At 67.7% G+C, this 7,747-nt stretch carries 7 protein-coding genes; 4 read left to right on the top strand and 3 right to left on the bottom strand.

Annotated features, from left to right (window positions below; all coding sequences use genetic code 11):
- The first annotated feature begins 106 nt into the window (after positions 1–106).
- The 3 genes from L1066_RS04495 to L1066_RS04485 all read left to right on the top strand — a co-directional run bounded on the left by L1066_RS04495 (position 107) and on the right by L1066_RS04485 (position 2,397).
- Entirely contained in the window at positions 107–712 is a 606-nt protein-coding gene (locus L1066_RS04495; RefSeq protein WP_235735161.1) for an IS3 family transposase, read from the top strand.
- Between the two features lie 174 nt (positions 713–886).
- A complete protein-coding gene (locus L1066_RS04490) occupies positions 887–1,819 on the top strand; it encodes a hypothetical protein (RefSeq protein WP_235735160.1) in 933 nt (310 codons plus the stop codon).
- Positions 1,792–2,397, top strand: a complete 606-nt coding sequence (locus L1066_RS04485) for an HNH endonuclease signature motif containing protein (RefSeq protein ID WP_235735159.1) — start codon at positions 1,792–1,794, stop codon at positions 2,395–2,397. The genes L1066_RS04490 and L1066_RS04485 overlap by 28 nt, the downstream gene beginning before the upstream one ends.
- Before the next feature lie 730 nt (positions 2,398–3,127).
- Here L1066_RS04485 and moaA read toward each other — a convergent pair.
- Positions 3,128–4,120 carry a GTP 3',8-cyclase MoaA gene (gene moaA, locus L1066_RS04480; RefSeq protein ID WP_235735158.1) on the bottom strand — a complete coding sequence of 331 codons (993 nt, stop codon included), beginning with the start codon at positions 4,118–4,120 and terminating at the stop codon, positions 3,128–3,130.
- 100 nt (positions 4,121–4,220) lie between these two features.
- On the opposite strand from moaA, the gene L1066_RS04475 reads away from it, so the two are divergent.
- Positions 4,221–5,126: an SURF1 family cytochrome oxidase biogenesis protein gene (locus L1066_RS04475; protein ID WP_235735157.1), complete on the top strand. Its 906-nt coding sequence runs from the start codon at positions 4,221–4,223 to the stop codon at positions 5,124–5,126.
- Here the strand turns inward: L1066_RS04475 and L1066_RS04470 are convergent.
- Complete coding sequence (locus tag L1066_RS04470) at positions 5,070–5,825, bottom strand: SDR family oxidoreductase (protein ID WP_235735156.1); 756 nt, start codon at positions 5,823–5,825, stop codon at positions 5,070–5,072. The two genes, L1066_RS04475 and L1066_RS04470, sit on opposite strands and share 57 nt — an antisense overlap.
- Positions 5,810–7,705: an ABC transporter ATP-binding protein gene (locus L1066_RS04465; protein WP_235735155.1), complete on the bottom strand. Its 1,896-nt coding sequence runs from the start codon at positions 7,703–7,705 to the stop codon at positions 5,810–5,812. Before L1066_RS04465 ends, L1066_RS04470 begins: the two co-directional genes overlap by 16 nt.
- Between the last annotated feature and the right edge of the window lie 42 nt (positions 7,706–7,747).

Here is a 7,747-nt window from a genome sequence, read left to right as displayed (position 1 = left end):
TAGCCAAACGTTTCAGCCCCTCAGATCAGATTGTTTAACGTTCGCAAAACTACCGTGACTTCAGGGAACCGACCCGTCGTTTTTTCGTGCGCCGCATCGCCAGCTGATGCGCTGCCACGGCCTGTCCGGTGTCCACCGCCGCCGCTGGCGCCACCAGCAGCGGTCTGAGGCGACGTGGCCCGACCACGTGCAACGTCAGTTCACCGCTGAGCATCCGGACCGGTTGTGGGTCACCGACATCACCCAGCACCGCACCAGTGAGGGCTGGGTCTACTGCGCCGCAGTCCTCGACGTGTACTCCCGCCGGGTCGTGGGCTGGTCGATCGCCGACCACCTGCGCACCGAACTGGTCGTGGACGCCCTCGAGATGGCCAGGCTGCGGCGCAAGCCGGTCGGTACGATCCTGCACTCGGACCGCGGCACCCAGTACACCTCTTGGCTCTTCGGCCACCGCTTGCGCGAGGCCGGTCTGCTGGGGTCGATGGGCAAGGTCGCCTGCGCCTACGACAACGCACTCATGGAGTCGTTCTGGGGATCGATGCAGATCGAACTGTTGGACCGCCGCTACTGGACCACACGAGCCGAGCTCGCGAACGCGATGTTCGAGTGGATCGAGGCCTTCTACAACCCCGTCCGACGCCACTCCGGACTCGGCTACAGGTCACCCGTCGAGTTCGAACGCCTTCACACCGCCGCCCAACCAGCGGCATGATCACCACACCAAAACCGTCCGGGAAACCGATTACAGGTCAGTACTCCGTTGGTCGAGCCTGTACTCCGTTGGTCGAGCTTGTCGAGACCTCGTCCTGACGCCCCGGTGGTGGTTGTCCACAGGGTGAGTTCGTGATCCCCGGGTTGTGTCGGAGCCAAATGTTGGACTGGTTCCATGATCGAAATCGACGCCCGCCACCAGCCGTACGAGGTCTCTGACCTCGATGGCGGGACCCTGCTCGGCTTCCTGGCAGAAGACCGGGTCGTCGAGTTGAAGGTGATCCGTAAGAAGCTGCGGTTGGCTTACCAGTGGGCGATCATGCACCCGCCGTCTCCGGAGCACCCGAAGGCGGTGGTGGGTGACGAGACCCTGTTTCCCACCGACTGTGAACAGCCGATCTCGGGTGACGGCACCCCCGATGTCGCGTTGTTCGCGGTCGAGGAACTCGCCGCCTCGGCCGGGATCTCACGTAGTGCCGGGTTCGCGTTGGTCGCCGACGCCCTGGACCTGGTCCACCGGTTGCCGCAGCTGTGGGCGAAGGTCGAGGCCCTGGAGGTTCCGGGGTGGAACGCCCGCCGTGTCGCCCTGCTCACGAGGAAACTGTCGTACGCCGCTGCACGGTGGTTCGACGACCACCTCGCCGCGACCGGCCTCACCGGGTGGCCGACGATCGAGAAGTGGTTGGCGATGGCGATCGCGAAGTTCCACCCCGAGCTGGTGAAGGACCCAAGCGCGGCGAAGGGGAAGGCTGATTGGGGAGTGTGGCTGCACCACCCCCAAGCCGGACAAGAAGAAGGAGCCGGCGGGATCGCTGGCACCTCCGAGCTCCAAGCCGTCGGTGACTCCTTGGACCTGACCCGATTCCTGGACCTGTCCTCAACTCCGAGGCCGAAGCCATGCGGAACCTCGGAGACACCGACACCATCGACCAACGCCGTGCCAAAGCGATCGGACGGCTCACCGACGACACCGAACAACCCACCCTCGACCTACACCGGCAGACGCCACCAGCGCCGGCGACAGCAGCAGCGGCACCGAGCAGCAGCGCTGACGGCGCTGCGGCAGCGGGTGGCGAGCCGGTGCTGGGCAACCCGGGGATCGGGGTGAAGCCGGGTCGGTTGGCGACGACACCGGGCCCGTTCGGACGCCGGCGTGGACTGCGGGTGATGGCCCACGTCAACCTCGCCGACCTGTTCGCGTTGGGCCTCGACCCCCACGAGTTGGGGTTGGACGGCGACGGCATCGCCTCCACCGACCGGCTCGGACAGATCCTCACCACCCAACTACGAGACTGGATCACCCGCCACGGTTCCCTCGCAACCATCACCCCAGTCGTCGACCTGAACCGCACCGATGCAGTGGATCGTCACGATCCACCCGAATGGATGGACACCCTCGTCCGACTCCGTGACCCACACTGTGTCTACCCCAACTGTGAACGCTCCAGCTGGGACGCCGACCTCGACCACATCGACCCCTACCTTCCACTTGGTGAGGGTGGCCCACCCGGACAAACCCGCCCGGAGAACCTGGCGCCGTTGTGCCGACGTCACCACCTCATGAAAACCCACGGCCGCTGGCGCTACCGACGGACCAGGGACGGAACCTATATCTGGACCAGCCAGCACGGCAGGACCTGGCTGGTCACACCCCAAGGCACCCACGACACCACCGACACCAGCTGAGCATCAGCTGAGCACCACGCTGAGCCACCGGCCGAGCACCACCGGGTCACAAGCAGCGCCTGCCGAACAAGCACCACCCGCCCACCCCGGGAGAACACACGCTCTCCCGGGGCACAGGCACGCCCACCACACCGACCAGAGGGGCGGGGTCTCGACAAGCTCGACCAACGGCGTACGGGCTCGACCACCGACGTAGGGACTCGGGCAACGGCGTACGGGCTCGAGCAACGGGTGCGGCAATGGTCTCGACAAGCTCGACCGGCGGGGATGCCATGGGCTCGAGAACAGGATCCCGGTGGTCGAGCCTGTCGAGACCTTGCCCCGCGGGGTCAGAGCTGGTCTCGACAAGCTCGACCACCGGAGCGTAGAGTCTCGAGCAGCGGCGTACGGGCTCGAGCAACGGGGACGCGGGGCCGGGGTGGGACGTCCGGGGTTGCCGACGGAGCGTCAAGGGGCTTGGCCGCGGCGGGCGCCCACCCAACGCAACCCACCCAAAGAGCCGCGCGCACGACGCGCCGCCCCAGCGAGGGAGGCTGCCCCGGACGGCACGGCCCGGGGCCGTGGTCTCGACACCCACGTGCAAGGTCTCGACAAGCTCGACCAACGGGGCACGGGCACGGCCCGGGTCGGGGTCACGACACCCACGTGCAGGGCCTCGACAAGCTCGACCAGCGGGATACAGGCTCGACCAACGACGTAGGGGCTCGACCGGAGGGGTGCGGTGGGTGGGTCAGCCGCCGATCGCGGACATGGGGCGAGCGGGCTGGAGGAAGCTCACGTCATCGATGCCGTGGCCGGGGAGCTTGGGAGCCATCGCGCGGACCCACAGCTCCGCGAGCTCGTCGTCACTGGCGCCGGCACGCATCGGCGTACGAAGGTCTGACTCCTGGCGGGCGAAGAGGCAGTTGCGGATCTGTCCGTCGGCTGTCAGCCGGACCCTGTCACAGTCACCGCAGAAGGGGCGGGTGACCGAGGCGATCACTCCGACGGTGGCAGGGCCGCCGTCGACGTCGAAGAGCTCGGCCGGTGCGCTCCCCCGCGGCTCACCGTGTGGGGTGAGTACGAACTCCTTCTCGAGGATCCGGAAGATCTCCTCCGCGGTGATCATCTCGTCACGGTGCCACGCGTGCTGCGCGTCCAGAGGCATTTGCTCGATGAACCGCAGGTGGTAGCCCTCCTGCACGCACCAACCCAGCAGATCTGCGGCTTGATCGTCGTTGACGCCCCTCAGCAGCACGGCGTTGACCTTGATCGGCCCCAGCCCGACGTCGCGGGCAGCCGCCAGACCGGCCAGCACGTCGCCGAGCCGGTCGCGTCGTGTGATCGTCGCGAAAGTGTCACGATCGATCGTGTCCAGGCTGGCGTTCACCCGGTCGAGGCCCGCCTCGGCCAGGGCCGCCGCAGTGTGGGCAAGTCCGAGCGCATTGGTGGTCAACGAGATCTCGGGACGGTGCTCCAGTGCCGCCGTACGCGCGACGATGTCGACAAGGCCACGTCGAACGAGGGGCTCACCGCCCGTGAAGCGGACCTCCTCCACCCCCAGCCGTTCGGTGGCTATGCCGATGAGGCGCACGACCTCGTCGTCGGTGAGCACCTGCTCGGTGGGCAGCCAGTCAAGACCCTCTGCCGGCATGCAGTAGTTGCAGCGCAGGTTGCACCGATCGGTCAACGAGACGCGCAGGTCCGTGGCCGTGCGGCCGTGGGTGTCTCGCAGGGGCAACATGGCGCAAGTCTAGGCCGTGCATCGTGAGCGTGAGCACAACCACCGCTCGCGCGCCCCGGCCGGCTGCCGCCCATTGCGGTCGGCTCGATAACCTCGGAAGGTGCGCAAGCTGTCATTCCTCGCCTCGCGGCGGTGGATTCTCTTCCTGATTGCCGTCGTCGTGCTCTCTTGGGGCGCCTGGTGGCTCGGTGAGTGGCAGTTCCACCGGCTCGAGGACCGCAAGGAGCAGAACTCCGTCGTCGACCGCAACATCGACGCCGCGCCGGTCCCGGTGGACGAGGTCTTCAGTACGGATGCGGGTCTCCCCTCCTCCCAGAGGTGGCGTCAGGTGACCGCCACTGGCGAGTACGACGTCGACAACACCATCGTGGTGCGCTACCGCACCCGAGACAGTGCTTCCGGGATCGATGTCGTGGTGCCCTTCATCACGAAGGACGGCACGGCCCTGGTCGTGGATCGCGGCTGGATGGCCACCGACAACTCCGGTACCCGCCCCGAGGACGTCCCGGCCCCGCCCGAAGGCACCGTGACCATCGTCGGCTGGGCACGGCAGGACGCCACCGGTGACTCGACCAAGGTCGACGGCCACTCGACCCGCGCGATCAGCAGCACTGCCATCGCTGAAGCGACCGGGCTCACGACGTATCGCGGGTTCGTGGACGTCACTTCCGAGGATCCCGGACCGGAGACCTCGCTCGAACACGTCCAGGCACCGGATCGCACCAACGGGCCGCACTTCTTCTACGGACTCCAGTGGTGGTTCTTCGGGCTGCTCGCCATCGTGGGCTTCATCTGGATGGCCGTCGACGAGTACCGAGGCAAGACGGGCAAGCGACCAGACCGCGAGCTGCGCAGGCAGCGCCAACGTCAACGTCAGCGGTCCAACGCCGCCGCCCGACAGGCTGTCATCGCCAAGCGAGCCGCGATGGAGGCGGAGGCTGCCGCCACATCACAGCGAGCGAAGGATTCCGCCGTCGACGGGGACGATCGCGCCCGTCACGAATGAGGCGCCCGGCGACGCCAGGAAGGCCGTGACGCGGCCGAACTCCTCCGGTTCGCCGTAGCGTCCCAGCGGGATGGCGGCCTCGTGCGCCGCGCGCGCCGCTGCAGCGTCGCCGGCGCCCTCGTCGAGCTCACGGACCCGGTCGGTGTCGATCCGGCCCGGCATCACGCCGTTGACCCGGATGCCTCGGGGGCCCAGCTCACGAGCGAGGTCCTTGGCGACCATGGCCAGTCCTGGTCGCAGCCCGTTGGAGACCGCGAGACCGGCCAGCGGCTCCTTCACCGACGTCGAGAGCACGAAGGTGATGGAGCCATCCCCGCCGAGCTTCTCGGCCGCGGCGCGAGCCAGCCGGACGGCACCGAGGAACACACTCTCGAACCCCTGGCGCCACTGCTGGTCCGTGGTGCCGGTGACGGTGCCCGCCGGCGGACCACCGACGGAGATGATCACTCCGTCCAACCGTCCGAAGCGCTCCACGCAAGCCGTCAGCAGTCGCTCCGGAGTGGCTGGGTCTGCGTTGTCGGCCACCACTGCGGCCACGTGTTCCGGGTGCGCAGCCAACAGCTCCTGCATCGAAGCCTCGGAACGGCCAGAGATCACCACCCGGGCGCCGTCGGCCAGGAGTTGCTCTGCCGTCGCTCGCCCCAGCCCCCGACCACCCCCGGTGATCAGGTAGACGCGATCGTTCAGTTGGAGGTCCATGCGGGTTCCTCATGTGGGTCGTTGCGGAACTGGGTACGGTGCAGGTCGGCATAGAGCCCACCCTCGGCCAGCAACTCCTCATGGGTGCCACGCTCCACGACACGACCTTCGTCGACCACGAGGATGACATGCGCGTGCCGCACCGTGGAGAGCCGGTGGGCGATCACCAGCGAAGTACGCCCGGCCAACGCCGCATCGAGCGCCTGCTGGACGGCCACTTCCGATTCGGAGTCGAGATGGGCGGTGGCCTCGTCGAGCACGACGACGGCGGGAGCCTTGAGCAGCAACCGGGCGATGGCCATGCGCTGCCGTTCTCCGCCCGACAGCCGGTGGCCACGGTCCCCGACGACAGTGTCGAGACCGCCGGGAAGACTGCGCACCAACTCGGCCACGCGCGCCGATTGCAGCGCCTGCCACAGTTCCGCCTCGGTGGCGTCCGGTCGGGCGTAGCGCAGGTTGGCAGCGATCGTGTCGTGGAACATGTGCGCATCCTGCGTCACGTATCCCACCGCGTCCTCCAGCTCGTCCAGGGCAAGGTCGCGTACGTCGACGTCACCGACACGCACGGAGCCCTGGGTCACGTCGTACAAGCGAGCGACGAGATTGGTGATGGTCGACTTTCCCGCACCGGACGGTCCGACCAGCGCGATCATCTGCCCCGGCTGCGCGGTGAAGGTGATCTCCTCCAGGACCTGTCCGGACTGGTGGTGGTCTTCGCGGGCAACCTTCTCCAGCGAGGCGAGCGAGATCTCGTCGGCACGCGGGTAGCGGAACCCGACGTGGTCGAACTCGACCCGGAGCGGCCCGCGCGGCAGGTGCTTGGGCTCCGCCGGCTCCGTGATGCTCGAGGGCAGGTCGAGCACCTCGAAGACACGCTCGAAGCTCACCAGCGCGGTCATCACGTCGACGCGCACGTTGGAGAGCCCCTGCAACGGGCCCAGCAACCTCAGGAGCAGCGTGGCAAGAGCGAGCACGGTGCCGACCGACAGCTCACCCCGGATGGCGAGCACTCCACCGACGCCGTAGGCAACTGCCGTCGCGACGGCAGGCACGGTGCCCATCGCACCGGCGAAGATCCGGGTGAGCAACGCGATGCGTACGCCGAGGTCCCTCACCCTGGCGGCCTTGGTGGCGAAGAGCCGATCCTCGTGGTCGCGCCGTCCGAAGAGCTTGAGCAGCAGGGCGCCACCCACGTTGAACCGCTCGGTCATCTGGTTGCCCAGGTCGGCGTTGCCGTCCATCTGGTCCCGTGTCAGGTTGGCGAGTCGCTGGCCGACCCATCGCGAGACGATGAGCAGCAGCGGGAACATCACCAGGCAGGCGAGCGTGACCTGCCAACTCAGCACCAACATCGCCGCTCCGACGACAACCACCGAGATGCTGTTGGACACGGTGCTGGCGAGCGTGGTCGTGAAGGCCCGTTGGGCGCCGACCACGTCGTTGTTCAGCCGCGACACCAACGCACCGGTCTGGGTACGCGTGAAGAAGGCGATCGGCTGGCGCTGGACGTGCCCGAAGACCCGCGTACGCAGGTCGAAGATGAGTCCCTCCCCGATGCGCGAGGAGAGCCAACCGGCCACGACGGTCAGCAGCCCGCTGATCACCGCCGCAACCGCCATGATGCCGGCCAACATGACCACGAGGCCGGTGTCACCCTTGAGGATGCCGTCGTCAACAACCCGCTGCACCAGCAGCGGGGTGACCACGACCAGGCTCGCGTCGAGCACGGTGAAACCGAGGAACCAGGCGATGAGTCGCCGATGTGGCTTCGCGAAACCGAGGATCCGGCGGAGCGTCTTGCGTTCGATCCTCGAGTTGACCACCGTGCGGTCAGAGCGAAGGTTGCGCCACGTGGCGCCCGCGCCGCCCATTCCCGACATGGTTCACCTCCTCGATCGAGTGCAGTTGCTGCGCCGACTCAA

Origin of the sequence: Nocardioides alcanivorans, assembly GCF_021555175.1 — a bacterium.
In the GTDB taxonomy this organism is placed as follows: domain Bacteria; phylum Actinomycetota; class Actinomycetes; order Propionibacteriales; family Nocardioidaceae; genus Nocardioides; species Nocardioides alcanivorans.
Note: the sequence above shows the minus strand (reverse complement) of the source record. Positions and strands in the feature narration are given on the sequence as shown.